Source organism: Nostoc sp. (assembly GCF_036916575.1).
Taxonomy (GTDB): domain Bacteria; phylum Cyanobacteriota; class Cyanobacteriia; order Cyanobacteriales; family Nostocaceae; genus Nostoc.
Genome location: NZ_JBALGC010000037.1, coordinates 100,047 through 125,579 on the forward strand (window position 1 = coordinate 100,047; position 25,533 = coordinate 125,579).

General features: G+C 42.6%; 20 protein-coding genes and 1 pseudogene. 10 read left to right on the forward strand and 11 right to left on the reverse strand.

Annotated features, from left to right (window positions below; translation table 11 throughout):
* The first annotated feature begins 550 nt into the window (after positions 1-550).
* The 3 genes from murJ to V7L29_RS09785 all read left to right on the forward strand — a co-directional run bounded on the left by murJ (position 551) and on the right by V7L29_RS09785 (position 3,886).
* Positions 551-2,155: a murein biosynthesis integral membrane protein MurJ gene (murJ, locus tag V7L29_RS09775; protein ID WP_334735315.1), complete on the forward strand. Its 1,605-nt coding sequence runs from the start codon at positions 551-553 to the stop codon at positions 2,153-2,155.
* Positions 2,156-2,867: 712 nt separating this feature from the next.
* Positions 2,868-3,380, forward strand: coding sequence for an outer membrane beta-barrel protein (locus V7L29_RS09780; protein ID WP_334735316.1), 513 nt, complete (start codon positions 2,868-2,870; stop codon positions 3,378-3,380).
* Positions 3,381-3,601: 221 nt separating this feature from the next.
* On the forward strand, positions 3,602-3,886 hold the full coding sequence (locus tag V7L29_RS09785) for a hypothetical protein (protein WP_334735317.1): 285 nt from the start codon (positions 3,602-3,604) through the stop codon (positions 3,884-3,886).
* Between the two features lie 90 nt (positions 3,887-3,976).
* Here the strand turns inward: V7L29_RS09785 and V7L29_RS09790 are convergent, their stop codons facing one another.
* From V7L29_RS09790 to V7L29_RS09805, 4 genes are all read right to left on the reverse strand, one after another.
* On the reverse strand, positions 3,977-7,033 hold the full coding sequence (locus V7L29_RS09790) for a DUF3769 domain-containing protein (protein WP_334735318.1): 3,057 nt from the start codon (positions 7,031-7,033) through the stop codon (positions 3,977-3,979).
* Between the two features lie 196 nt (positions 7,034-7,229).
* Entirely contained in the window at positions 7,230-7,346 is a 117-nt protein-coding gene (locus V7L29_RS09795; protein ID WP_041566417.1) for a photosystem II reaction center protein I, read from the reverse strand.
* A 590-nt stretch (positions 7,347-7,936) separates the two neighbouring features.
* Positions 7,937-8,632: an acyltransferase gene (locus V7L29_RS09800; protein ID WP_334693098.1), complete on the reverse strand. Its 696-nt coding sequence runs from the start codon at positions 8,630-8,632 to the stop codon at positions 7,937-7,939.
* A 643-nt stretch (positions 8,633-9,275) separates the two neighbouring features.
* Complete coding sequence (locus V7L29_RS09805) at positions 9,276-9,404, reverse strand: hypothetical protein (protein WP_256091202.1); 129 nt, start codon at positions 9,402-9,404, stop codon at positions 9,276-9,278.
* Positions 9,405-9,993: 589 nt separating this feature from the next.
* On the opposite strand from V7L29_RS09805, the gene V7L29_RS09810 reads away from it, so the two are divergent.
* Both V7L29_RS09810 and glgP read left to right on the forward strand, forming a co-directional pair.
* Entirely contained in the window at positions 9,994-10,317 is a 324-nt protein-coding gene (locus V7L29_RS09810) for a hypothetical protein (protein WP_334735319.1), read from the forward strand.
* Between the two features lie 692 nt (positions 10,318-11,009).
* Entirely contained in the window at positions 11,010-13,574 is a 2,565-nt protein-coding gene (gene glgP / locus V7L29_RS09815; protein WP_334693100.1) for an alpha-glucan family phosphorylase, read from the forward strand.
* A 428-nt stretch (positions 13,575-14,002) separates the two neighbouring features.
* On the opposite strand, the gene V7L29_RS09820 is transcribed toward glgP, so the two are convergent.
* Together V7L29_RS09820 and V7L29_RS09825 are read right to left on the reverse strand one after the other, a co-directional pair.
* On the reverse strand, positions 14,003-14,458 hold the full coding sequence (locus tag V7L29_RS09820) for a hypothetical protein (RefSeq protein WP_334693101.1): 456 nt from the start codon (positions 14,456-14,458) through the stop codon (positions 14,003-14,005).
* Between the two features lie 328 nt (positions 14,459-14,786).
* Positions 14,787-15,370, reverse strand: a pseudogene (locus tag V7L29_RS09825) (DUF429 domain-containing protein); the annotation flags it as partial.
* Positions 15,371-15,521: 151 nt separating this feature from the next.
* On the opposite strand from V7L29_RS09825, the gene V7L29_RS09830 reads away from it, so the two are divergent.
* Both V7L29_RS09830 and V7L29_RS09835 read left to right on the forward strand, forming a co-directional pair.
* Positions 15,522-16,781, forward strand: coding sequence for a glycosyltransferase family 4 protein (locus tag V7L29_RS09830; RefSeq protein WP_334693102.1), 1,260 nt, complete (start codon positions 15,522-15,524; stop codon positions 16,779-16,781).
* A gap of 89 nt (positions 16,782-16,870) precedes the next feature.
* Complete coding sequence (locus V7L29_RS09835) at positions 16,871-17,737, forward strand: calcium-binding protein (RefSeq protein WP_334693103.1); 867 nt, start codon at positions 16,871-16,873, stop codon at positions 17,735-17,737.
* 91 nt (positions 17,738-17,828) lie between these two features.
* On the opposite strand, the gene V7L29_RS09840 is transcribed toward V7L29_RS09835, so the two are convergent.
* On the reverse strand, positions 17,829-19,409 hold the full coding sequence (locus tag V7L29_RS09840; protein ID WP_334735320.1) for a B12-binding domain-containing radical SAM protein: 1,581 nt from the start codon (positions 19,407-19,409) through the stop codon (positions 17,829-17,831).
* Positions 19,410-20,335: 926 nt separating this feature from the next.
* Here V7L29_RS09840 and trpS point away from each other — a divergent pair.
* Positions 20,336-21,346, forward strand: a complete 1,011-nt coding sequence (gene trpS / locus V7L29_RS09845; protein WP_334735321.1) for a tryptophan--tRNA ligase — start codon at positions 20,336-20,338, stop codon at positions 21,344-21,346.
* A gap of 58 nt (positions 21,347-21,404) precedes the next feature.
* Positions 21,405-22,334 carry a methylenetetrahydrofolate reductase gene (locus tag V7L29_RS09850; RefSeq protein ID WP_334735322.1) on the forward strand — a complete coding sequence of 310 codons (930 nt, stop codon included), beginning with the start codon at positions 21,405-21,407 and terminating at the stop codon, positions 22,332-22,334.
* A 284-nt stretch (positions 22,335-22,618) separates the two neighbouring features.
* Here the strand turns inward: V7L29_RS09850 and V7L29_RS09855 are convergent, their stop codons facing one another.
* A complete protein-coding gene (locus tag V7L29_RS09855; protein ID WP_334735323.1) occupies positions 22,619-23,089 on the reverse strand; it encodes a hypothetical protein in 471 nt (156 codons plus the stop codon).
* Positions 23,090-23,129: 40 nt separating this feature from the next.
* Here V7L29_RS09855 and V7L29_RS09860 point away from each other — a divergent pair, with 40 nt between their 5' ends.
* On the forward strand, positions 23,130-23,267 hold the full coding sequence (locus V7L29_RS09860; protein WP_334735324.1) for a type II toxin-antitoxin system PemK/MazF family toxin: 138 nt from the start codon (positions 23,130-23,132) through the stop codon (positions 23,265-23,267).
* A 182-nt stretch (positions 23,268-23,449) separates the two neighbouring features.
* On the opposite strand, the gene V7L29_RS09865 is transcribed toward V7L29_RS09860, so the two are convergent.
* The 3 genes from V7L29_RS09865 to V7L29_RS09875 form a co-directional block, all read right to left on the reverse strand.
* Positions 23,450-23,695 (reverse strand): hypothetical protein, encoded by a 246-nt coding sequence (locus V7L29_RS09865; protein WP_334693107.1) that lies wholly within the window; start codon positions 23,693-23,695, stop codon positions 23,450-23,452.
* A 216-nt stretch (positions 23,696-23,911) separates the two neighbouring features.
* Positions 23,912-24,466, reverse strand: a complete 555-nt coding sequence (locus V7L29_RS09870) for a phosphate-starvation-inducible PsiE family protein (protein ID WP_334693108.1) — start codon at positions 24,464-24,466, stop codon at positions 23,912-23,914.
* Between the two features lie 83 nt (positions 24,467-24,549).
* Complete coding sequence (locus V7L29_RS09875; RefSeq protein ID WP_334693109.1) at positions 24,550-25,473, reverse strand: tetratricopeptide repeat protein; 924 nt, start codon at positions 25,471-25,473, stop codon at positions 24,550-24,552.
* Positions 25,474-25,533: the final 60 nt, after the last annotated feature.

The following is a 25,533-nucleotide window of genomic DNA, read 5'->3' on the forward strand; positions in this document are numbered from 1 at the left end:
TTATAATTCCCTTTTGTTGATCTATCCTCGTAATGGGTTAAAAAATAATTTTGGCTTGTATATAACAGAGGAGATGACTAAGTTAGTGTTACCCGGACAAATCAGAAAAGCGATCTGACAACTTTTGAATCGTTATTTAATTAACTTGTAATTCGCTGTATCATAGCAATCTCAAGAATTTAATTTTGAGCGACGCCGAATAGCCCGCACTTGTTTACCAGACGCTCTTGCTAGCTTGCTTCCGTGTAGGGGTACAGCAAAGCTACTTTGACTTCGCCCTTCTCTACGAGAGGCTTGTCTGCGACACGCTTTGCCTAGCTTGCTTCTCCGTAGGAGTACGCCAACGACGCCGCTCAGGCTAAACTCGGCACAAGTCCTTCAAGGCAAGCCGCTCAGTAGAAGTCAGTGACCACCGTAGGCATTGCTTTGCCTTCAGCCTTGGCGTAGGCATTTAAAATCACTAATTTGTCAAAATTTACCTGACAAACTGCGGGATTTCAGGTTAAATGTTTTAAGATATGCACTCTGCAAGAGTTGTCGGGTATTATTCGTGACACAACAAGACCAAAAACCCTCTCGTTCTTTCGCTGGAATTGCTGGCATTGTTGCCGCAGCCACATTAATTAGTAAAGTCTTCGGTTTAGTGCGGCAGCAAGCGATCGCTGCCGCTTTTGGTGTTGGTGCTGCTGCCACTGCCTATAGTTATGCCTATATTATCCCTGGCTTTCTATTGATCTTACTCGGTGGTGTAAATGGGCCATTACACAGTGCAATTGTCAGCGTTTTAGCCAAGCGTCGGCGAGAAGAAGCGGCTCCCCTAGTGGAAACTGTGACAACGCTGGTGGCTGGATTGCTGTTGTTGGTGACAATTGCTCAGATTTTCTTTGCGGATGCGATCGTTGATTTAGTCGGTCATGGCTTGGAAGAGACAACCAGAGCGATCGCAATTCAACAACTTCGCATTATGGCGCCGATGGCTTTATTTTCAGGATTAATTGGCATCGGCTTCGGTACTCTCAATACAGCCAATCAATATTGGTTATTATCCATTAGTCCCCTATTATCTAGTATTACCGTTGTTGTCGGTCTTGGTATCTTGGCTATGGAACTGGGCAAGGACATTATCAAGCCGGAGTACGCTTTAATTGGTGGAATGGTGATAGCTTGGGGAACCTTGGCAGGAGCAGTTCTCCAATGGTTAGTGCAGCTAATTGTCCAATGGCGGTTAGGATTAGGCACATTACGCCTGCGGTTTGAGTTTAAATCCCCAGGCGTTCAAGAAGTAATTAAAATCATGACTCCGGCAACAATTTCCTCTGGAATGATGCCAATTAATGTCGCCACTGACCTTTATTTTGCCAGTCCTATCCCTGGTGCGCCGGCAGGATTTAACTATGCGAATCTATTAGTACAAACTCCCTTAGGGATTATTTCTAATATTATTTTGCTGCCCCTATTACCTATATTTTCCAAACTAGCCGGCCCAGAAAATTGGCAGGAGCTAAAATTACGCATTCGCCAAGGACTTCTACTTACTGCTTTCACCATGCTACCGCTAGGGGCGCTGATGGTGGCCCTATCTGTACCCATTGTGCAGGTGGTATATGAGCGCGGTGCTTTCAAACCAGAAGCTACACAGATAGTTTCATCCTTGCTAATCGCTTATGGGATTGGAATGTTTGTCTATTTGGGACGTGATGTTTTAGTGCGGGTGTTCTATGCTTTAGGCGATGGACAGACACCTTTTCGCATTAGTACTTTTAACATCTTGCTCAACATTTTATTAGATTGGTTTTTTGTTAAACCTTTTGGCGCTCCCGGTTTGGTATTGGCAACAGTGGGTGTAAATTGCAGCTCAGTGTTAATGCTGTTATGGTTGCTCGATCGCAAACTCAATGGTTTACCTTGGCGTGAGTGGAGTTTGCCGATTCTGGGTTTGATTGCTGGTAGTGTGGTATCTGGGATAGCAAGCTATGGGACATTGGTTGCTTCTCAGCAATTCTTAGGTAAAGAAGGTTTACTGATTCTGGTGTTGCAGTTGTGTGTATCTGGCTTTGTGGGGATTGCGGTGTTTGCTGTGATCGCTTCATGGATGAAAATACCAGAGGTGAATATTTTTATATCTCGTCTACGTCAACGCTTTTTGAATAAATAACGTCAATAAATGTGTTCAAAGGTTTGTTTGCCCATCTTCGTCTTAACCCCCCAGTCAGCTGATGCTAAAGAATAAAAATGTAGGCACAAAAACCGTCTCTTTGGATAACGCATATTTAATTTCTGGAGATGTCTATTGCAGTGGAACTCTAACAGGAACGCACCCACTACTCGATTTTAGGACTTACGCAATAATCCTCTGAAAGTCTTATTCCTACCCTGCGGGTTCGCTCTTAGCGTTCTCGCAGAGTAGCCGCTACTGCGTCTATGTGTCCTTTGCGTTGTTTGCGGTAGCCTATCTTGAAAAGTGACGCTCCTGCGTCGCTAACGCTACGCTAACAGATGCCTACGGCGGGCTGCGCTAACGGCGGGAAACGACGCGATACACTTTTCGCTGCGGCAAGCCCTCCGGCTTGGTGCAGTCGCTCATGGGGGAAACCCCCTACAGCCCTACGGGCATCCTACAGCAGGCGCTAGCCTCTCCCTTTGGGGGAAGACCGCGCTGCTTCACCGCTTTGCGTCTACGTTTTTTTATAATTTATGCGTAAGTCCTGGATTTAAAGAATTTTGAATTTTTCAGTTGGTACACCCAAGTGGGTGAACAATAATTCAGCCACTTGGGTGAACCAAATGTGTGAGGTTACATTTTGTAAAAAAAGAGATTCTAGTACTAGAGAATATTGATTTTACTTAACTCTAGTGAGAAGAATTCTATGAAACTTACAAAATTAGCTACCTCTTTCCTTGCTGTTGCTTCCATTGTCCTCTCAGCCGGCATTGCATCTGCTCAAACAGCGGGTACGAACGGTAACTACATCGGTGCTGGTGTTGCAGTTGGTGCAACCAGTGGCGGACAAGGAAACGATGAAGCACAACTTGGTGGCAATATCCAAGGCCGATACGCTGTTTCCAAAACACCTCTTTCACTGCGGGGTTCTGTGCTGTATGGTGGTGATGCTGCCGCAATTATGCCCCTAGTAACTTACGATGCGCCCATCGCCAAAAATACTAACGTTTACTTCGGTGGTGGTTATTCTTTTGTAACTGACGAAGGTCAAAAAACCCCATTGGGCAATCAGAATGCACCTGTAGTCACCCTTGGTGTAGAATCAGAAGTTAGGAACAATGTCATTGCCTATGGCGATACTAAATGGGGCATTGACGCCTACAGAAATAGTGATGCTGATGCTATCAGCTTTCAAGCTGGATTAGGCTATCGCTTCTAGTGATTACAAGCTAAAAAACGGCTGATTCAGAAACTCAAACAATGATGTTTGCCAGCCGTAATAGTAATTTATCGGTCAAACCTGAGTATAAATACTCAGGTTTGACCAATCTTTTTAATCATTTTTATTTATGATTTTGAGAAAAAATTATATTGGTTATTATTGATAGTTTCTTTTAAAGTGAAATGAGCAATCGGAAATATACGTATAAGATATTACTCATGGAAAAGATTAATCCCATTCCAGAAATACTTGGTGAAACAACTGACGTGGAATCTTGGCTGATTCGAGCGGGGCTAAGATTTTCAGACTTAGGTAACGATGCTGCAAGTATTGCAATCCGCAAGCAATGGCGAGAGTACCAAGCCGCAGTTCAGAGATGCTGTGCAACCCTACACCAACCACCGTCACGTGTTCAACTAAGCGGCGACTATGCCAAGCTGAGAATACCTGGTGGTGGATTAACCAATTGTGCGATCGCCTCTCAAGTCGTTCCAAGTCCTTAGACTGGGCAAAAGAGAGAAAATCTGTAAATAGAAAGTATCCATTAGGGTTAGAAAATCAAGTATTAGGTAGGACAGCTGATAACTATTTGACTAATAATCCTGTTGCACGCCACCCACTACTGGCTGAATTTCCGAAAATGGATCAGTGCCGCCACCCCAGTTAAAATCACTAATTCGGATGGTGAAGCCACCTAACTCCAGCACTGGATTGTAACGTAAGGTGATGCCATAGGTGCGACGGCTATATTCCAAAATGTAGTCGGTGCTAGCTTCTCTACCAGTATCTAAGTTAACAGATGTTTGAAAGCCTAAGCGAAAAGGGCCGTAGATTTGCTGTGATATCCCAGCGCTCAAGACTTTGTTATCAACAAAGCGATCAAACAAAAAGGGTGATAATCCATTGTTTAAGCCTTGAGAGTAACTAATATTAAAGGCGGTATAGTCTAAAAAAGGTCGAGAAAAATGACCAATTTGTCCTTGTAAACCAATTGTACCAATTAAGGTGCTTTGGTTATCACCATTGGTGTAATGACTGGTAGTGCCTGTGACACTAGCGATCGCTTGCAAGTAAGGAACTACAGGGTTAGCCGTGTATCGTAATCCCTCAGTGGCAGTAGGTGGTAATGGTTTTCCCTGCCACAGTAACAGCCCACGACTGAGAGTAGCGCTGGCTTGTAAACGACCTAGTGAGATGCGATCGTTTTCCCGCTGCGGTTCTAATAAGTCTTGGCGATCAGTGTTGGCATTGATATATCGAGCGCTTGCCTGATAGGTGAGGTTGATGCCACTCTTGCCTAAAGGAATTACAGGAGAGGTAACAATACCGCCAATACTGCTCTGGACGGTTTGAAAGCCAAGGGTACCGTTGTAAAAACGCTCGCGGTAGCTATACTCCAGATTTAATGTGTGGGGAAGGGAATCGCCTAATGTCTGGCGCAATGCCAACCTTGCCCGCAAATTGTCTTCCACCTTGTTCAAGTTAAAACTAGTTAACTCCCCAGTCCCCTGAACTACTGTTCGTGGACTCAAAACAGAATTTATCTTTGTCTTTACAGCAAACAGTGCCCCTAAGTCACCCGTGCCTTCTTGCACAGCTCTCTGTATTAATAACTGGGGCGTGATCGTCCAACGAGTCTGATCTGTAGTGATTACTGGAAAGCCATGCTCAATATACAAACCACCTCGATCTTTTCCATCATAGCCAGGGGAGACTATCGCAGGTGTAACGTCTCGCTCCCGGCGGTCAATAGTTCGCTCATTCACCGGAATTGGTAAGGAGAGCCTTTGATCAAATACCAAACGCTGTCGCTGTGTCCTGATCCGGTCTACCAAGGGTGATTCTCGCGTCAGAGTTACTTTATCTGCGCGTAATTCTAGTTCTGGGGGCGAAAAAGGATCATTGGTGATCCGAACATCGCTTGCTTGCCAGCCTTGCGGATAAAAGTCAATGTGTTCAGCTTCAAACCTGAGCCGCTTGACTACACCCCCTGTTTTCGGCGGCGGGATGTTGGTAGCGCCTGTCTGACCACCAATTGTCACGTCAATTCCTCCAGGGCTGCTCACACCGGAAACAGGCTGATTGGCTAGAATGCGATCGCTCGGCGGACGTTTTAGGACTCCACCAGCACTTACATCCGTGGGTAAGAAAGCAAAATCTGTTTGGGCTGAGGGTACGTAAATTTCTCCTCTACCATTTTCCAGTTCCCCACTATCTTGAACAAAGTTATAGGTAAAGCGTTGTCCGCGCAATACCTGATCGCCCCGTGTTAAAGTTACGTTGCCTTCCCCCGCAGCAATCAAGTTGTCCAAATTGACTTGCAGGCGATCGGCATCCACCACTGCCCCATCAAATCGCACAACTACATTGCCAACAGCTGTAATAATTCGCCGTTGCTCGTCATATTCTTGCCGATCTGAAGTGACTTCTACAATTTTCGGTCTGGCTGGCGGCGTGCTAGCTGGCGCAGTTGTACCAGATGGTTGACCTTGTGGCTGATTAGTAGTATTTTCCTCTGGTGTAGATGTTGGTGCTTGAGTTTGTTGTTGGACTTGGGAATCGAATTCTACAGTGAGGGGTGTTGAGAGTTGGTTTGTCGGGCTACGAGACTTGAATTTTATAAAATTTTTTACTGATTGAGAACTCAGTGCCAAATCAGCAGCAGATACAGAGATATTGTCTCTTCCTGAAGACTGTTGTGCAGTAATATCACTTTGCTGTTTTTGTTGGGTTAACTTCTCAGCTAAAATTTCCGCCCTGGACTCGACTAACTTGTGGCTGTTTGTGAGACTTGGGGCAATTTGAAGAGGATGCGAAGATTGGGCGACAAGGGGACTTGGGGAAACTCTATACTTAAAGCTACCAGAGTCCAAAAAGGTTTGTTTTTCTTCACCATTAGAGTTTGGATCTGGCGTAGACGCAAAGCGGCTTGTCGTCAGACATCGCTCACCGAGTTTTTGAGAAGGTTCACACTTTGCGTCTAGGTCGGAAGCCTCTGTTACAAAGTTCAGATTGGATAGCGTAGCCTCTTCTCTAGCTTGGGCTGCGCCAACGAGTCCGTAAGCGTCCGAAGCCTGCGCTCTGACGCCAGACAAGAGCGATGGGAAAGCCTTTATTCGTGCTGGCTCGACTTTGTGCTCCGCTCCAAGTTTTGTTGGCAACGCAGTGCTTTCTCTTTGCGTTTCCCGTTTGTGCAGCGCCGACCTCAGGACAAGTTCCGAGCGCCGGATGCCTATGCTCGGACTTGTCTTTGTGTCTTCTTTCTCTTGACGATTAGAGGTTTTAACCTCCTGCGTGGGATAACCAATGACCAGCGGTTGTCCCAAAAGTGCAGCACTTCCAGAGTCAGTGATCGGGGAAATTTCTGGTGGAAAGGTTTCTGGTAAATGAGGTACAGAGGAAGTTTGGGCAACTACCAAGTCATCCTGAGTTGATCTGATCAAAGTTGGCAATAATGGATCACTCTTGGTATCAACCGCAATTGCTAACTGAGCCAAATCCTTGGGCTGCTTGGATTTGTCTGTCTTTTCCTGTATTCGAGTCTCTATACCTGAAAGAAACTTTGTATAACTAGCAGATGAGGCGGGATTTACAGGTTGTAAAGATTCGACGATAGGAAGCGGATCAGGCGGCAGAACTGGATGAAGCATATTTGAGCAAAATCAGGCTAACAAACAGCCAAATGACGGAGGGAAGGATAAATACACATTTTGCCTTCCGACTGTTGCCTTCTGCTACCTGCAGCAAGCCACTTGGAGGAAGAAACTTACTAATCTTTCGCTTAGTAAGTTTCCGTGGCGTTTAGTATCTTCCGCCTTCCGGAGTCGCGAATGATTTATCGCCCTTTTACTCTAAGTCCCGACGACCGGGGTTACGGGCTGGATCGTTCGACAAAAATCCGAAGATGAAGATAGTTACGAAGAAGGCAACAACAATATAAACAGCGATTTTTAAAGTCAGCATAGAAATATCTCCAACGGGTAAGACAAAGACAGCTTTTCTTTCAGAATCTGCCATGCAGAAAAGATAGCTTCTTTATATTACCCAAATCTCGTCCCTTTTTGAGAAGACTCTGGGGACAGGGAAACTCGGGACCCCCGCTCCCGGAGGGAGTGGAGATTAGGGGTAATGGGGAATTGGAGATTAAGGACTAGAAGTGCATTAGTGTCAACTTAAGGTAAAAGCCAGTTTAGAACAAGCTTTTAGAGATTGTCTCGTTAAGAGTCTCTGACTGGGAACGCCTAATTGGAGGCTCCGCCTCGAGACTTGCGGCAGCAGCCCAATGAGGAGCATTTCCAGCCTGAGGCTGGAAAGGAGGTTTTAAAAGGGTTTAGGCTTAAGTTGACACCAATGCTAGCAGTGCCTACCCTACAGTTATTGAGAATGGTGCAAAATGTCAGTTGTCTGACTTTTAGATGCCCTTAAAAAATAACTCACAGACTGTTTACTCTTATGACGTTGACTAACGGCAAAGGTTTCCCAAAAAAGGTAACAGGTTATGCTTACAAGGAATAGTTAATATTCCCAATGCCCAATGCCCAAGACCCTATTTTTCAGTTTGAAGTAATGCTTAAGTCTTTGCCAATTCGATTTTTGATTACTCGTGCAGGTATGCCTACAGCAACAGAGAAAGGAGGAATATCTTTATTAACAACTGCTCCTGCACCAATAACACTGCCTTTGCCGATAGTAACGCCATCTAATACTGTTACTCCATGCCCTAGCCAACAGTCATCCTCAATCACAATTCCTTTGCGAGTAACACCTTGGTATTTAATCGGCTCCATCAGATCGGCAAAATTATGATTATTAGCATATATCCCTGAGTGGGCGGCAATCAAGCAGTGTTTACCAATTTTTATGTCTCCTGGGCCTTCAATAGACACGTTGGAACCAATGAAGGTGTCTTCATCAATATATATACACGTATTTTCTAAAGACCCTATATCAACGTTACGCTCAATAGCGACTCTATTCTTTAGATGAATTCTATTATTTTTGTGTCCTCTAGCATTCATCCGCACACCCTTGAAAATATAAACTCCACTGCCTATCTCAATACAAGAAGTACCATTAAATTCAACACCATTTTGAATATATACTGGGCTGCCTATCTGGGCAAAAATACTACGATATCCCAAATTACGCAACTTCGGGCCTAGAATCAGTGTCGGAATATCTCCTAACACCGTAGTTACTAAAAGTTCTTGCACGCGCTGCAATTTTGAAAAATCTTGCTCGTTATGCATGGCTACATATCTCTTCAATCAATTTTTGTTGACAGTGTTGAAAGTTGTTTTGGCTGTATCCTAATCTTCTACTTATCCCCAGATTCATGTATTATAAAATACATAAGTTTTTGATAGGATAACCGAAATATCCCCAGACTTTTAGATGGGTTTCCAATATTTGAAAAACCAAAGTTTGGCTTTAACTATATGAGCAATTCTTTAACTTAAGTTTGATAGAATCACTCAATTGATATGCACAATTGTGTTAAATCGCTAGAAGCTTTCGTACCAGTCAAGGTACGTAACAATTTTGCTTCTTTTTCACCAGCTAAATTAACAAAACAATTTTAGTGCATTGCAGGGTCTAACCTCAGACTATTAAATTGTCTGATGGAAAAATTTGCTGGTTTAGATAAGCTACTGTTTTGGTTATCCGGCAAATTTGCAAAGCTTGTTACGCAACTAGGGATATTGTTTGCTTTGAGGCTACTTCCTATTAAGCGGTTTCAGTCTTTTGAAACAACTCAGTTACACAAGCTATCTTGCAACAAAAAATACATTTGACTAGACTATTTTAAAGATTTAGATAAAATTTCTGCCTAGCATTACAATGTAATTATTGTTGGATTTTTCTGGGTATTTTTGCCCAAATAAAACCCAATTAAGGTGGATTATCTCCCACATCAGCCATCACATTGAAATTAACCATCGGTGCAAACAAGTAAGCGCTTCCCCGACTGCTATGACGGCTTTCTTGCAACGAATTTCTAGAGTATGCTGCTCCAATCATGTTGCACACGGATGATTTACAGACTAACCAATTCACGTTTGGAATTACATGAATGGCTTTTAATAACAATTGTTTTTAACGATAACACATTTTATTTTTAGTGGAACACTCTTATTAAATAAGTTTATTTTCAGGTTGCTTGTTGATGAGAATGGTGGAAAGAAGTTAATTTTTTTACGGGTACTATCGCTACTATATATTAATTTTATACACTTAGATAAAATCTATTTAGGACGAGCCAAGAAAAAATGCTGTAAACAGTTAATTGGCATTTATGCTCATATTTCTACTGTCGCTTGTCCAAGTAATTTTATGATTTTGCGTTAAAGTCAGAATAATATCTACTATACTTATGACACCTCTTCCTAAAAAAAGCTAAAAATATTCCTCTTCCCCATTACTTATATCTAAAAATTTGTAAATCACCCATTCGGGTGAGCCAAGCGGGTGATGCGTGCTTGGCACTACTCATTATAAATTTTATTGAAAGAAAGCTAAAACGTAGCTCAGTTTCCAGGAGAAGTCCACAAAACAACATCAACTGCCCAAATTGAGGTATTGGTTTTAACTCACATACTTGGTTCAAATTATGGCTTTAATTAAAGAAATTGTCGAAGAAGCTCTAACTACCGGCTATTTGAGTGTTGTAGCCGAAAATAAACTGCGATCGCAACTTCAAAGTAATTATGACTCAGAAGACCTAGATGCCTGGATAATCTTACAACGAGCCATTATGGCAGGTGATGTCAAACAACAGTCGCGCCGAAAAAAAGCTTCCCTCTCTCCTAAAGCCAAAGACGCTTCATCAAGTATTAAACTTGCTTATCAAATGGCAGCGGAGATTGCTTATGCAGCAGCTGTAGCTTTGACGATGACAAAAAATACTAAAGATCAGCCTTCATTAAATGCATAAAATCACACATTCGTAAGTTATTCACCTGATTTAGTATCAATATTTAATACCAAGTAGTTAACGTAGGCGTAGCCCGCATTTCTCTACAAGACGCTCTTGCTAGCTTGCTTTGCCGTACCACTTTCCTACGGAACGCTCCGCGAACGTGGAAGCAAGCTACGCGGGGCGTCCTGTAGAAAAGTGGTACGGCAAAGCTCAGTGACCACCACAGGCATCGCTTTTCCTAGTTAACTGCTTAGTACGGTTTTCATGCGATTATTTATGGGGTTTACCTTCTGCCTTCTGCCCCCTGCCTTCTTAACATTGCTTCTTTGCCAGCGCCATTTTATTAAAAAAAAATTAAAAATTTAACTTCCCTGCAAACAGCTATGAGGAATTTTCACTCTCAGCCAAGATGCTAGAATTGATCCCCGGAATCAATACTAAAATAAATATAAATTATTTATTCAAAACTAGATTTTTTTAACTGATAGATGCCAGTAAATGATTAAATCTTAATATACCAAGTACATGGCTGAGAGTAAAGCATAGAATTAGAAACACCTTGGTGTAAACTTTAGCAATGAGGTTAAAAATAATTCTCAATGCTTAACAAAGTCATCGCTCTTTCACAAACTAGAGTATAAAGAATTGGCAACATTGGTAAAGAGAGTAAACAATAACCATAGCTAAACTTGGAGTTTTGCCAACCTATGCAGCCAATTCGCACATTTAACGTATCCCCTTCACTACCGCCGCGACTCGAACCACTGCGGCGGCTGGCGCAGAACTTGCACTGGGATTGGAACGTTGAAACTAAAGATTTATTTCGTCGCTTAGACTCCGACTTATGGGAGTCTAGCCATCATAATCCAGTGTTAATGTTGGGTACTATCCCTCAATCGCGGCTTCTGGAAGTTGTCGAAGATGAAGGCTTTCTAGCGCAAATGGATCGAGCTGACCGTCAGTTAGAAGATTATTTGCAAGAGCGCACCTGGTATCAGAAACAACGGGAGCAAAAACCAAAAGAATGCTACGCCTATTTTTCGGCGGAATTTGGACTTGTAGATTGTTTGCCCGTCTATTCTGGGGGCTTGGGCGTTCTGGCAGGGGATCACCTCAAATCTGCCAGTGACCTGGGGCTACCGCTTGTAGGTGTAGGTTTACTGTATCAGCAAGGCTACTTTGCCCAGTATCTCAATGCCGATGGCTGGCAGCAGGAACGCTATGTGAACAATGATTTCTACAATATGCCCTTGCATCTAGAGCGCAATGCCGATGGTTCAGAACTGCGGATTGCGGTAGATTATCCAGGACGCAAGGTGTATGCAAGAGTTTGGCGCGTACAGGTAGGAACGGTGCCCCTATATTTGATGGACACCAACATTGAACCCAACAATGTTTACGACCACGACATCACAGATCAGCTGTACGGTGGCGACATCGATATGCGTATCCACCAGGAAATCATGCTGGGGATCGGTGGTGTGCAAATGCTCAAAGCTTTGGGGCTGAAAGTCACCGCCTACCACATGAATGAAGGTCACGCCGCCTTCTCCGCCCTAGAACGCATCCGCTTGCTGATTCAGGAAGAGGGACTGAATTATGCTCAAGCTAAACAGGTGGTGGCTTCCAGTAATATCTTTACGACTCACACGCCAGTACCAGCCGGAATTGACTTGTTCGCTCCCGAGAAAATGTTGTACTACCTGGGGTACTATGCAGAGATATTTGAGTTGCCCAAAGAGCAATTTTTAGGACTGGGGCGCGAGAATACAGGCGATTTATCCGGGCCTTTCAGTATGGCGGTGCTGGCGCTGAAGATGGCAACATTTTCTAACGGTGTAGCACAACTACATGGTGTAGTATCGCGGCAAATGTTTCAGGGCTTGTGGAAGAATGTGCCCGTAGAGGAAGTGCCGATCGCCGCAATTACTAACGGTGTCCATGCTCGGAGTTGTGTTGCGAAATCAACTCAAGAGTTGTACGATCGCTACCTGGGGCCAAATTGGTCATCAGCACCACCAGATAGCCCATTGTGGGAGCGGATGGACGCCATACCCGATGAGGAGTTGTGGCGCAATCACGAACGCTGCCGCTTAGATATGATTTTGTTTGTGCGGGAGCATTTGGTCAAGCATTTGCGCGATCGCGGTGCTTCCGCCTCCGAAATTACCCAAGCCCAAGAAGTTTTAGATCCTTACGCTTTCACTATTGGCTTTGCCCGTCGCTTTGCCACATACAAACGCGCCACCCTCTGGATGCGTGATTTGGAACGCATTAAGCGGCTTTTGCTAGGCAACAAAGACCGGAAAGTGCAATTCGTGATTGCTGGTAAGGCACATCCTAAGGATATTCCAGGTAAAGAACTGATCCGCGAGATCAATCACTTTATCCGCGAACAACATTTAGAAAAACAAGTAGTGTTTGTTCCCAATTACGACATTCACATATCCCGGTTGATGGTTGCGGGTTGCGATATCTGGTTAAATACACCACGTCGTCCACGGGAAGCCTCTGGTACCAGTGGCATGAAAGCGGCAATGAATGGATTGCCGAATTTAAGTGTACTAGATGGCTGGTGGGATGAAGCTGATTACGTCCGCACGGGCTGGGCAATTGGACATGGAGAGAATTACGACGATCCTAGCTACCAGGATGAAGTAGAGGCGAATGCTCTTTACGAGTTGTTAGAAAAGGAAGTTGTACCGCTATTTTATGAGCAGCGGGATACTGATGGCTTGCCTCGTCTGTGGGTTGCCAAAATGAAGGATGCAATTCGGTTGAATTGTCCGTTCTTTAATACAGCGCGGATGGTAGGAGAATATGCACAAAGAGCTTATTTCCCAGCCAGCGATCGCTATCATACCCTGACTGTTGATAACTATGCCCCAGCTAAAGAACTAGCTGCTTGGAAAGAAAAACTGAGGGAACACTGGTTCAACATTAAAATCAAAGATATTGACGTATCAGCAGCTACGGACATTGAGGTTAATCAAACCGTTGCTGTCAAAGTCAAGGTTGACTTGACAACTTTGACGAATGATGATGTGCAGGTGGAGCTATATCAAGGTGCAATTGATGCCAATGGTGAGATTGTCAACGCTGTGCCAGTAGTGATGGATTACCAAGGCGAGGATGCACAGCAATTAAGTCTTTACACGGGTAATATCACCTATACCGCTTCTGGTTTGCAAGGCTTGTCGTTGCGTGTATTGCCGAAAAATCAATACCTGGCTAATCCCTATGAACCAAGGTTAATTGCTTGGGCAGAATAAGAGTGCTGAGTAGTTATTGAATACTCAAGAGCAGGCGTTGCTGATTTAAGTTTAGCAACGCCTTTTATGTTACAAGTTTTTAGGTAAATAATTAATATTTAGTAGCTGTTCTAAGGTATAGCAAGGGACTGGGGACTGGGTGAAAAGCCTTTTTGTATCTAAGTTTTATCATATGTTAATGTCCTAACCACCAAGGCTTTTGCTATACAAGTAGAATATTCTGACTTTTCATATCATGTAGAAAAGCTAACGCTAAACCTAATCCCTGAGCAAGGTTTCTTACTAAGGAATGGAAGCCAGGTTTTCCAGATACGAGTGAAAAGTCAGGTTTTGGAATGAGTGGATAAAGAGATTGTGTCTGTCCTACCGCCAAGTAGAATCAATGCTCAGTTCACCTGGAATCAAGCTTAATAAATGAAGGCGAAGGATTAACCACGACCCCAATCGCGCTCGCGCTCATAGCGGCGGTTATTGTCACGCTCATAGCGGCGGTTATTGTCACGCTCATAGCGATAGTTATTGTCACGAATGTTGCGAAGGTTATTATCGCGGTCATAGCGGCGGTTATTATCGCGCTCATAACGGCGGTTATTATCGCGCTCATAGCGACGGTTATTATCGCGTTCATAGCGATAGTTATGGTCACGAATGTTGCGATAGTTATTGTCACGAATGTTGCGAAGGTTATTCTCGCGGTCATAATCATCATCTCTGTAATGACGACTCTGAAGTTCGTAGTTACTATCATCGTTGCGATGAGCGCTGTAGCTATCTAACTCAGCAACATAAGACACTAGTGTCTTAGCATTAGCTTTTGAAGAAATACCTAAAGCTGAAGCAGATGCTATCAAGCCGACAAGAAAAATAGAGGTAAAGCGGTTCATGATCTGAGTCGAAAGTTGTTGATAGTAATTTATGCAAGTCCAGTCTGTTTAGGAAGAGCAGATTCCACAAATCTTTGAATCAATCTTATCAATGTTGAGTAACTTAAAAAGTTTGATTAGGTGCGGTGATTGAGAAAAGTTTTGTCGTCTGTGATACTTTCTGACTTTCCACATCCCGTGAAAAGTCAGGTACAATATTGACGTAAGTTATCTAGTTTACCCTCGGTTTTATCAATTACATATCCTAAAGAATCATCATAAATTGATCCTAATTCATTTTATAAATATTGATATAAATTCGTTGTAAAATTACCTTTTAATTGATTCCTACATCAGCGCAAATTAAGCTATCTAGTTTATCTTCGGTTGCTTTTTGGGCTGCGCCTGTGGTGGTGATTTCAACAAGAAACGAACCGCAGAGGCGCAGAGAACGCAGAGGAGGAAAGGAGGGGAGGATATTGAGAAGATAATTTTGGAGTTTGATTAGTTTTAGGCGGCGCTCATTGAGGTGTTCTTTTTTGTATTTGAGAATGCGTTCTAAGTTGAATAGATGAAGATTGCTGGGTGGAAAAAGACTTCTATTTGATATCTGCTGAGTTTTTGTGGTTAAATGATGGGTGCGTATGCAAAACCGCGTGATTCTAATTTAAGCCAAAGTTGATGGTGCGATCGGTGAAAGGTAGGTTTTTATTAGCTGGGTAGCATCCCGGATTTAAAACATCCTCTTACACATACATGGTTATAAATTTCCGGACAAGCCTATTGTATGCTCTGAGCGATCAAGGTGAGGATGTCTGCAATGGCTTCTTTGCCATCTAAATCAAGTAGTTGCAGTTGTCCATCTATCCATTCTAAGCAGGATAGTCCACTTGATTGCGATTTCCAGCCTAAATCAATGCTAAGAAATTTGATTCTCATAACACAAATTTGCGATTATTTTTGCATTTTTGGGCAACCATTTACCTAAATTTACTTGCTAAAAATTGGTATAAATAATCTTATAATCTTAAACAGCTTATCTTAATTTATTTTATCTGGCAATAAATTAATCAAGATTATTCTAATGAAAATTTTATTTTTACATCCTAATTTTCCCTCGCAATTTCGCAACCTAGCGATAGTTTTAGGTAAAGATGCTAATTATCAAGTTGTCTTTGGGACAAATCGTCGTGAAGGGGAAATACCTGGCGTTTATAAAGCTATTTACACTCCTTCTCGTGAAGCTGCTCCTCAAACCCACCACTATGTTCGCAGTCTGGAAAATGCTGTTCTCACCGCCCAGGCTGTCTATCGCGTAGCAGAAAAATTAAAAGCCGAGGGTTTCATTCCAGATATAGTTTATGGTCATTCTGGTTGGGGGCCAACTTTATTTATGAAAGATGTTTTCCCGAAAGCAGAATTATTGTGTTATTTTGAGTGGTTTTACCATGCTCACGGTTCGGATGCAGATTTTGATCCCAATGACCCACTAACTGTTGATGATGAATGCCGCATCCGCGTGAAAAATACGCCGATTTTGACTGATTTATATAGTTGCGATCGCGGTCTTTCTCCGACGAATTGGCAGCGGCAGCAGTTTCCTAAAGAGTATCATAGCAAGCTTACTGTAATTCATGATGGTGTTGATACCAAATTTTTTGCTCCCAAACCAGACGCAAAGTTAGTTTTACCAAGAATAAATCTTGATCTTTCCCATGTGGAAGAGTTGGTAACTTATGTGGGACGGGGGATGGAACCTTATAGAGGTTTTCCGCAGTTTATGGAAGCAGTGGCGCTAATTCAGCAGCGACGACCTAAGTGTCATGTGGTAGTTGTGGGCGAAGATCGGGTGGCTTATGGTAAAAACCTTCCTGATGGTCAGACTTATAAACAATTAATGCTGGAAAAATTATCTTTGGATTTATCGAGGCTGCACTTTACAGATAGGCTTCCTTACAATGAGTACCTTCAGGTTTTGCAAGCTTCTTCTGCTCATATTTATTTAACCCGTCCTTTTGTTTTATCCTGGTCAATGTTAGAAGTAATGGCAGCAGGATGTTTACTAGTAGCTTCTAAAACTCCGCCAGTATTGGAGGTCGTCCAGGATGGGGTGAATGGACTGTTGGTAGATTTCTTTTCTCCCCAGAATATTGCTAATAGGGTTGAAGAGGCGCTGAATTATCCTCAGGAGATGAAAACGATTCGTGCGAATGCGCGAGAGACAATTATCAAGCGTTATGATTTAGCGAAACTGTTACCACAGCATTTGCAATGGATGTTCGCTGGTAAAAGTTCTAATAGTTTGAAAAAGCGTCCAAATTCTAAAGGATTTGGCAGGAATTAGATGACATTAGTCATTAGTCATTAGTCATTGGTCATTAGTTACAACCAACAAAAGACAAATGACAAGGAAATATAAAAGCGATATTTAAAATGCGAATTATTTTTACGATTGCCCATTTTTTCAAACCTACCAGTGAGGGTCGTCATGCTTCCCAACACAAGGACCCACAACCCCGCTTGCAGGCGTTAACTAAAAGCCTTATCGCCTTACACCAATTATTTGGTAAATCTCAAAGTATCATCAACATTGCTCAACGACAAGCTTTTCCAGCTAATCAGCCGCAGTCGCACGAACTAGATATTGTTATTTGTACAACTAAAGATGATCATCTCCTGAATCATCTTCCGCTCCCATCCCATTTATATAGGCATCATTCTAGCAATGCAGAACCTCTACTTTTGGGGTTTGAGTGCCAAGCTGTTCTGCAAAGTTGTCTCGGTCAGTATGATTATTACTGCTTTCTGGAAGATGACTTAATTATCTATGACCCTTGGTTTTTTATAAAATTAAACTGGTTTACCCAACAAGCTGGTGACTTAAACTTGCTCCAGCCAAATCGTTATGAAGTCTCGCCTTACGGCTTGGTTCAGAAAGCTTACATTGATGGGGATTTGGCGTTGCGAGTAACTGCTCCCTTTCAAAATGTGCAGGAGCAACAGGAACTCAAGGGTACAATTATGAATGCACCAATTACCTTTCGTCGTGCCCTCAACCCTCATGCAGGCTGCTACTTTTTGAATGCAAATCAGATGGCTCATTGGGCTAATCAAACTTATTTTCTTGACCGCGATATTAGCTTTGTTGGGCCTCTAGAAAGTGCTGCTACTTTGGGAATTATGAAGACATTCCGAATTTACAAAACCTCACCGGAGCAAGCAAGTTTTTTGGAGATTCAGCACTTTGGAACAGGATTTCTGGGGCTAATTGGAGGACAGGTGGGTTTGGCAAAGAGCTAAATCGAATTTAAGAGTTTGGTTTTTATAAACAAGATTAATGCGATCGCTATTTATAAAAATACATTAGCGATCGCTCAACAATCAACTAATCTTAAATTGTGACTAATGGTTTTTCAACAGGGGTAGGCGTGACCAGCGGATCAAATCCTAACTGCTCAGTAATGCGCTCTCTGGCTAAAAGGCGGTATTCCCAAAAATGCTCGCCAGCAGCACATAAACCCAAATACATATTCACGAATTGGGGCTTGGTGCGGATAATAGCCCAAAGCTGTTGCCAAAATTGACCCCGAATTTCCTGTCGTTGCCAGCCTTGACGCCAGAGCAAGTATGCAAGTAGTCGCAGTCCTTTGCCAGGAGAAAAATACATCGTCTGCTGTAGTTGGGGATTAGGTGTAATCTTGAGGCATTGTTCAAAACAACGTCGGAGATAGTTTTTGGGTTCGTACATTCTCCAAATTGCCTCTAAATATTCTTTAGCAACTTCAGCCATCGGACGGGTAGGAACAAAATTCATTAAGGAATTCTGATCCCCCACATCCAAAACTCCAAATCCTTCTAATAATCGCTCCTCTTGTTTTAGTCTTTGCCAGAGGGCAGTATTGGGAAGGGCTTGCAGTATACCTAGCATCGGTTGAGGAATGCCGGTTTCTTCAACAAAAGCTTGAATTCGCTCCCCAGCGCCAGTTTTTTCTCCATCAAAACCAATGATAAATCCTGCATAGATTAACAATCCGGCTTGATTGATGGTTCGACAGGCTTCTAAGAGGGGATTGCGGGTATTTTGAAACTTGCGAGTCACTTGCAGGCTATCTTGATCTGGTGTTTCAATACCCAAAAAGACTGCGTAGAAGCCAGCTTTAGTCATTAGTTCTAATAGCTCAGTATCTTCTGCTAGATTGACGGAAGCTTCAGTCAGGAAGGTGAAGGGATAATTGCGTTCCTGCATCCACGGAATTAATTCTTGTAAGAGGCGTTTAACATTACGCTTATTACCAATGAAGTTATCATCCACTACAAACAGAGATCCGCGCCAGCCTAAATCATAGAGGGTTTGGAGCTCTGCTAGGGTTTGACTGGGTTCTTTGGTACGTGGTTTGCGACCATATAGATTGATGATGTCACAGAATTCGCATTCAAAAGGACAACCGCGAGAAAACTGGATCGCCATCATTAAATAATCATCTCGCTTGAGTAAATCAAAGCGAGGTATAGGGCTTTGGGTTACATCTGGTTTTTCAAGGGCGCGAAAGGTTCCTTGTTGTTCACCTTTGGCGATCGCTTCTAGAAATTGGGGAACTGTAATCTCCCCTTCATCTAAAATCAAGTAGTTAGCTCCTGCTTTTTGGGCAGATTCTGGTACTGAGGTTGGATAAGGGCCACCCACAGCCACTTTTTTCCCCAGCCGCGCTGCTTTCTGAATTTGGGCGAGAAAGTCTTCTTTTTGTGCAAGCATGGCAGAAAGAATCACGATGTCGCACCATTGCCAATCAGCATCCGTTTCTTGGTTAACATTGCGGTCATAAAAGCGAATTTCCCAGTCTGTTGGTAGCATAGCGGCAACAGTCAAAATCCCTAGCGGTGGAATAGCTGCTTTAAGTCCCGCTATTTTCATGAATTCGTCGTAAGACCAAAAGGTTTTGGGAAAGCGGGGGTAAAGCAAGAGTACTTTCATTGCTGTAGTCCTCTAATTAAATTTTGGTTGGAATATTTTCTACTTTTGATAAATCCGTGTTTTAGATGCTCTATTGCAGAGATGATGCTAAGATGCCACTACCTCCATTTTTCCTCTATCTGTCTTTAGACAGAGATTTGCATCTGCAAAGGTGATTTTCTAGCCAGTTGGCAGGATTACCGCCGTTGTAATAAAACCTAATGGCAAATTTGTAGAGCGAAAAACTGCCAGATCAATCGCCTCTTGGTAAATCCAAAAATAATTGAGTATTTTTATGGGTCAGAGTAGTAAAGCTTTCATCAGCAAATTTTCCTGAGTGAAAAATTTAACTTATAATTTCCAGATTATTGCTATTTCTCTAAACTCGACTTTATCCATTTTTTTTGCAACGTGGTACTCCTACGGAGTCGTTGCACGAACGCTATTGCTGAAACCTTGTTTATCTGTGGTTAATTATTTTTTCTGTACTTTACCCATGCGCGAACCGCTATAAGCTGCTCTGATGAGGAGAAAAAGCTTTAATTACGGCGTTTTGCGGTTTAGTATTTGTATTGCCGTGCTATGTAAGCACAACCTCTTACAATGGCATTGTATCGACTAACAATGCCATTGTATCCACTAACAATGCCAATGTATCGGCTGACAATGCTAATGTATCGACTGACAATGCGATCGCATCGACTGACAATACGATTGCATTAGCTTTTTATCTGCCTACGTGAGTGACGCAAAACTCCTTGTCTAGCGTTGGCGTTAAGTTTCACAGTCAGGAGTAATTCGAGTTGAGTTAAAATCTCTCATCCCGTAACGGCGAGTTGACTTGGAAAATGTCAAAATTAAATGAGTTTTGTGTAGGCAGAAAGCGACTTGTCGCCAGACATCGCCACTTGACATAGCGCAGATTTGAGATAACTAAGTTGAAATTTATGGGCAAGCAACGTGTTCTTTCTGGAGTTCAACCAACCGGCAATTACCATCTAGGCAACTACTTGGGAGCCATTCGCAACTGGGTAGAAGGTCAGAGCGAATACGAAAATTACCTTTTTGTAGCTGATTTGCACGCGATTACAGTGCCACACGATCCAACACAGTTGGCAGCTGATACCTACACCCTGGTTGCTCTCTATCTAGCTTGTGGTCTTGATTTAAATTACTCCACCATCTTTGTACAATCCCATGTTTCGGCCCACAGTGAACTCACTTGGTTGCTCAACTGCATTACACCTCTAAACTGGCTGCAAGACATGATTCAGTTCAAGGAAAAGGCCGTCAAGCAGGGAGAAAATGTCAGTGCAGGCTTGTTGGATTACCCTGTGCTGATGGCAGCTGACATTTTGCTTTACCAAGCGGATAAAGTGCCAGTGGGTGAAGACCAAAAGCAACACTTGGAATTAACACGAGATATTGCAGCTCGGTTAAATCACCAATTTGGTAAACCAAATCAGCCAGTCCTGAAGTTACCAGACCCTTTGATTCGCAAGGAAGGAGCAAGGGTGATGAGTTTGGCGGACGGTACACGCAAAATGTCAAAGTCCGATCCTTCCGACTTAAGCCGGATCACTTTGCTAGATTCACCAGAACAGATTCAATACAAGATTAAGCGTTGTAAAACTGATGCCATTCGTGGGCTGACTTTTGATGATCCAGCGCGTCCAGAGTCTAATAACTTATTAACGCTGTATACATTGCTTTCTGGGAAGAGAAAGGAAGATGTAGCAGTTGAGTGTCAAGATATGGGCTGGGGACAATTCAAACCATTGTTGACGGACACGATAATTGAGTCCCTCAAACCAATCCAAGAAAAATATCAGGCGATAACGGCGGACAAAGGCTATTTGGAGTCTGTGTTACGGGATGGAGGGGAAAAAGCTAGGGCGATCGCAAATCAAACTCTGTCACAAGTAAAAATTGCTTTAGGCTACTCTCTCCCTCTATGAGTTTTCCATTTTAGGTGTGATTTGTTATACCATTTAAGAAATTGAAAACCTTAATTTTATGCATCACACCCATAGCCCCACAGGCTTGAATGACTTCCGCAGAGCTGTACAAGCAGGTGAATTTCTAGTTACCGCTGAGGTAGCACCTCCGAAAGGGGGAGATCCGGCACATATGATTCAAATGGCGGCGACTCTTAAGGGGAGGGTTCATGCTGTCAATGTTACTGATGGTAGCCGTGCCGTGTTACGGATGTCTTCGTTAATGGCATCGGTGATTCTGTCACAAAACGGCATAGAGCCGATTTGTCAAGTTGCTTGCCGCGATCGCAACCGCATTGGTTTACAAGCTGATTTAATGGGCGCTCATGCTTTGGGCATACATAACATTTTAGCTTTGACTGGCGACCCAGTTAAAGCAGGCGATCATGTAGATGCCAAAGCAGTTTTTGATATGGAAGCTGTGCGACTGCTGCAACTAATTCGGAAGATGAATCAAGGCGTTGATTGTAATGAGAAACCCCTGACTGATGGAGCATTAGATTTATTTGTTGGTGCAGCAGTAGATCCGCAATGTAAAAGTTGGTCGGGTTTGCAAAGTCGATTTGAACGCAAAATCGAAGCCGGAGCGCAGTTTTTTCAAAGTCAGTTGATTACCGATTTTGAGCTGCTAGAAAAGTTTATGGACACCATTGCTACTGGTTATAAAAAACCGATTTTGGCAGGAATTTTTCTGTTGAAATCGGCAAAAAATGCCCAGTTTATTAATAAGTGTGTTCCGGGTGTAAATATTCCTCAACATATTATTGATAGATTGGCAAAAGCCAAAGACCCTTTTGAGGAAGGAATGAAAATTGCCGCCGAGCAAGTGCAAATAGCACGGCAATTGTGTCAAGGTGTGCATATGATGGCAGTGAAGCGCGAAGATGCGATCGCGCCAATTTTAGATTTAGCTGGGGTTGCTCCAGTTAATCAGTTGGTATCCAAGTAAAGGAAATAACGAATCTATTATTAAAGCAGATGGTTGCTTCCATCTGCTTTTTTTAATCTCTCTATTAGACTTCTTACCCTACATTCCGCAGGTAAGTGAGGAGATTAATGGTATTTTTAGGTTACAGTCAGAAGAATTTCTCTTTTTTTCGATTGGTTAATTCTAGAGATTATAGATACATTGTTATCCAAACGTGTTCACCATATTAATCCCAGAGTCGTGAAAAAATCTGTATCAAAGTTTCGCTCAAAAAAGCCAGCGCCCACTCTACTAGCAACGCTTGGTTAATTATAAGAAAAAGTACTGCCACTGACGTTGCTAATCCGGTTGTGATGGTGTTTGGTAATGAATTTACCTGCTACATCATCATGCTTGATAGCCTTATTTGAATCCTCTTGTGAGGTATCAAAGTTACAAGCGATGGTGCTGTAGTCTACTGTGGCGGTGCCAAAGCTAGAGTTGTAAATGCCGCCACTAATGCCAGACTCTTCTCCACCAGAACTGAGTTCGATCCCGAAAGCTTTATTGTGTCTGATAGTGCTGTTGCCCACCGTTAGGGTGCCATTATTGTAGATGCCACCGCCAAAGTGTGCCTGATTGCCATTAATAGTGCTATTGCTTACGGTGACGATACCTGATTGGGTATATATAACAGTGCCAGAATAGTCGCCGCCGTCGTCGGCATTATTGTAGATGCCACCGCCAGATGTCCCCGCCGTATTGCCACTAATACTGCTATAACTGATAACTAGCAAGGCAAAAGGGCTTAATTTTGAAGTTCCACTTGTTGAAGGAATGCAAACAAAAGGAGTTGTGTTAACCGACCAAATTAAAACACTTGATTGGAAAGCTAGAAAGATAAAATTTATTAAAAGTGTTTCACAAGATTTAATAGAAGAAGTACAGGCAAAGCTCGAAACATTAATTTTTTGACATTCTCACCGGGCTAAAGCCACGGTGATTCATAAGACTCACAACTTAGGTTTCTGCTTCAAAGGACGGGGTTTTAGACCCAAATTTTCGATAAAACTAATTTTATTTAAATTTAGAAGTGCGATCGCCTCTTTGATGTTTAGTTTCACTAAATCAAAAGCGATCGCAGTTAAACACCTGGGTTACATCTTACCGTGTTGCAGCACTTCTTGTAGATGTCGGCGAACCTCTTGTGCCTGTTCAATATCAGATTGGCGCAATTTTTGGAACAACTCTACACAAGGCTGAGAACCTACTTGCTCTGCATCTTTGATGTAAATATCATAAGCTTTAACGGCTTCAGCCTTGTTGTGCAACACGGTGACAAAATCGTACTCCAAGTTGCTAATTGGTTCTTGAGACTGTCCATTACCTGTATTTGTAGTCATTGCTTGACCCTCTTTTAGAATTTCTAATTAACTTTATACTCACCCTTCAAGAGCGATTCATCTCCCAAAAAGAGTATAGTTCAATACGTCGGAAGTACCTTATGAGGGTAAGTGAGGTACTAATACTTTTGGCTTAACAGCCGTCAAAAAAACCGATATGGTTTCAACTCTTTGTCCTCTGCTCTCCCACTCCTCACTCCCTAATTTCATAGAAGTTTATCCAAGAGGTTGATTTTCATCACATTGACGTGAATACTGCAATTCCAACTCATTTTGCCGTTCCCTATCTCCTCTATACACAATCGGGCACAACTTAGTGTTAGCGCTCATACAATCCATGTGTGGTGTTTTAGCACAGACCACAAGTAGCCCACCCAAAACAAACAACAAACCACAAATTGCAGCTGTATTAATCCAAGAAATTTCCAGCGCTCCCTGAACTACTACTTCTCGCAGTAGAGATACAATTGTTACCTCAACTGCTACCCCCACAGAGATACTATGTTCTTGCAAGTAGACCATTAACAGTCGAAATAACTCGACTAAAATCAACACAAATAGAATTTTTGCAGTCACATGTTTATAATCCAGTTGCTGCATAATGGCGAGAAATAACCCCCATAATTGCATCAGCATGACGGCAAACAAACCCAAACACAAAACAATCACAATTAAGTCTTGAAAGGCTTCCATGTTGCGAACAATTGAGTGCCGATCAAGCCAGCGATCAGAAAACAAAAATCGACTCTTCAGGCGCTTTTGCATGTACATTTCATTCCAATCGGGATAAGTTAAGACAACACCAGCGAGTCAACCCAATAGTTTTATGTTATGCAATATTAAGCTTTTGTGCCTCAGCGAGGCTGGTAATTTAAATTTTGTGCCTGTTGCAACAATTGCTCGGCATTTTTTGCCCACTGGGGATTACCCTGAGCATTATATAAATCTCTGGCAAATTGGAATACTTGTACTGCATTTCCATATTGCTGTAGCTGCATAAAAACTAACCCAGCACCATAATAAGCATTAGGATAGTTAGAGTTAGCTTCGGCTGATTTTCTAAAAGCTTCTAATGCCTCTTGTAATTTGCGTTGCTGAAACCAAATTGAACCGAGATTATAGTAAGCTTCTGGATACTTAAGATTAATTTTTACTGCCTGATTAAAGGCATCTTTGGCTTGATCGAGTTTACCTTCCTGGAGATAACACATCCCTATATGATAAGCAGGCTCTGGTGCATTTTTGCTATATTCTATGGCCTTTTTAAAAGATCCGATCGCTCGCTCACAATCTCGTTGCTGTTCTCGCACCAACCCCAAGTTATAATGGGCAAATCCTAGTTTGGGATCAAGTTCCAACGCGCGTTGCAAATAATCGTTAGCTAACTGTAAATTATTGCCTTCTAATAACGCACCACCTAAATTAGCAAAAGCTGGAGCAAATTTAGGATCGGCTTGCGTAGCCCGGTAAAAGGCATCCGCAGAGGGTTGTAATTGTCCCGTTTGTCGCAATGCTAACCCTAAATTATAGTGCGCTGGTGCTAATGTCGGATCTAATTGGGCTGCTTGTTTAAAGGCGGCGATCGCATCTTGTACCCTTCCCGCCTGAATTGCCTGTAAACCTTGGTTTAACCAGTCTATGGCAGTTTTAGCATTAGATTGTGCCAGCTTTGAGGGGAGAGAGGGAGAGAGAGAAAAACAGGGTAAAGGAATGCTAACAACTAACAAAGTCAAACTTACTAACCCTGCTATGGGATATTTAAAAAATGATAATCTCATTGATTTTCTGATTCGCAACACTTTCAGTTAAATTTACTTCATATAAAGTTCTTTACAAAA